Annotated in this window: 2 protein-coding genes; both read right to left on the bottom strand. The window is 58.3% G+C overall.

The genetic code is table 11. The annotated features are described in order from the left end of the window. On the bottom strand, positions 1–734 hold a 734-nt coding region (locus tag U8U68_RS21735; RefSeq protein ID WP_322204532.1), incomplete at its 3' end, for a glutamate synthase-related protein. After that, a partial coding sequence (locus tag U8U68_RS21730) for a class II glutamine amidotransferase (RefSeq protein WP_322204529.1) occupies positions 734–1,633 on the bottom strand: 900 nt, incomplete at its 5' end. The genes U8U68_RS21735 and U8U68_RS21730, both read right to left, overlap by 1 nt.

Genomic DNA, 1,633 nt, shown 5'->3' with positions numbered 1-1,633 from the left:
CCCTGCCCCATTTTGACCTCAATGGCCGCCCCGGCGTTCAAATATCCCTTATGTACCCCAAACCGCCCAGAGGCCACCTGCACGATGGTGTTGGGCCCATAGCGGTAAAAGTCCTCATGCAGCCCGCCCTCGCCGGTATTATAGAGGACCCCCAGCTTATCCGCCGCTTTTGCCAGGGCGGCATGGGCGTTATAGCTGATGGAGCCGTAGCTCATTGCGGAGAACATCACCGGCATGGACAGTTCCAGCAAGGGGGGCATGGCGGTATCCAGGCTTCCGTCAGGCCTTCTTACCACCCGCTCCGGCCGCCGGCCCAGGAAAACCTTTGTCTCCATTGGTTCCCGTAAGGGGTCGATGGGCGGGTTTGTCACCTGGGAGGCATTGAGCAGGATTTTATCCCAATACACCGGCATTTCCTTTGGGCTTCCCATAGAGGACAGCAGCACGCCGCCGGTTCTGGCCTGCTTATAGATTTCATGGATCACGGACTGCCGCCAATTGAAGTTGCCCATGGGGGCATAATCTGAACGGACAATTTTCAGCGCCCGGGCCGGGCAGAAGCTGACGCAGCGCTGGCAGTTGACGCATTTTGTGTCGTCAGCCGTTATGCTTTTGCTCCTGCCGTCTTTGGCGTGTACCTGATGGGAGCACTGTTTTACACAGGCGCCGCAGCCCGTGCAGCGGCCGGCGTCCCGCCGGACCTCATATTCCGGATAGATAAAGTCTATGCCCATCAGTACGCCCCCTCCTTTACTCTCACAATCACCGGTTCGCCGCCTGCCGGAGCCCAGATATGCTCCGCCTCTGGCTCCATCATCCGCACCGCCGCCTCCTCGCTGGCAATGAACACCCTGTCGTCCTTTTCGCCTACCACCATGGAGCGCAGCTTTAGCCGGTCATTCAGGGCCATCAGCCCGCCTGTGAACCCCAGCACAATGGAGAAGGGCCCGGTAATAAGCAGGCTGGGGAACATGCTGCGCAGATAAACCAGCTTTTCTCTGTGCTCCGCCTGATTCTCGATCGTGCTCCAGAAAGGGGCGGCAACCACCGACGCGGCCTCCTTAAGGCTCAACCCCTGTACCCGCAGCAGGTAGTCCATCATATAGGTAATGACTTCCGTGTCTGTTTGTAAAGTGCACGGATACCCAAACATTTCCATATACCGCCGGTTGGCGTCATAAGAAGAAATCTCCCCGTTGTGTACCACCGACCAGTCCAGCAGGGTAAAAGGGTGCGCCCCGCCCCACCAGCCCGGAGTGTTGGTAGGGTAGCGCCCATGGGCGGACCAGGCGTAGCCGGCGTAGTCCTCCAAGCGGTAGAACGCCCCGACCTCCTCGGGATATCCCACGGCTTTGAACGCGCCCATATTCTTCCCGGACGAGAACACAAAGGCCCCTTTTATTTCGGTGTTTATTTGCATCACGGTGCGGGCCACAAACTCTTTCTCGTCCAGCCGCAGGCTTTTCAGCAGGGAGGGAAAGGGCGCGAGGAAGTAGCGCCAGATGATGGGCTCGCCGGTGATAGAGGGGATCTTTCTGGTGGGAATTGGCTCTGACTGGACCAGCTCGAAGCGCTCTTTCAAAAAAGCCTCGCAGAACTTGCGGGTATCCCTGCAATCAAAAAACATGTGCAG

The sequence above is a fragment of the Acutalibacter intestini genome (assembly GCF_034334985.1).
GTDB lineage: Bacteria > Bacillota > Clostridia > Oscillospirales > Acutalibacteraceae > Acutalibacter > Acutalibacter intestini.
The sequence above is the reverse complement of the archived record's forward strand: the minus strand, read 5'-3'. Positions and strand labels throughout refer to the sequence as shown.